Annotated in this window: 1 protein-coding gene; it reads right to left on the reverse strand. The window is 58.8% G+C overall.

What is annotated here, in order from left to right; all coding sequences use genetic code 11:
• Positions 1-328, reverse strand: a 328-nt coding sequence (locus tag ACM6I7_RS19105; RefSeq protein ID WP_414889043.1) for a transposase, incomplete at both ends; no start/stop codon positions are given.

A 328-nucleotide genomic window follows, 5' to 3' on the forward strand; every position in this document is an offset into this window, starting at 1 on the left:
CTTTCCGCTGTGATTACCGCTGTCGTCGTTATAGGGGGCGATTCCCGCCAAGGCGGCGATCTCCCTGCGATCCAGCTCGCCGAGTTCGGGTAGATAAACCAACAAGCTGGCGGTCGCCACAGTGCCGATGCCTTTGACGGAGATAAGCCGATCGGCTTTTTCCGCATCCAGCTCACGCATGCTTTGATCGATGGCTTTGCCGAGCTGCTTGATCTGGGTTTGCAGGTAGCGAATATGGTCCCTGATCGCCTCTACAACCGCAGGCAACTGGGCCTGCTGCAGCCGGCGCTTGTTGTCGTCGCGCTGCTGGACGAAGTGCTCGCGTAAT

The organism is Pseudomonas sp. IT-93MI4, from assembly GCF_949767635.1.
GTDB lineage: Bacteria > Pseudomonadota > Gammaproteobacteria > Pseudomonadales > Pseudomonadaceae > Aquipseudomonas > Aquipseudomonas putida_A.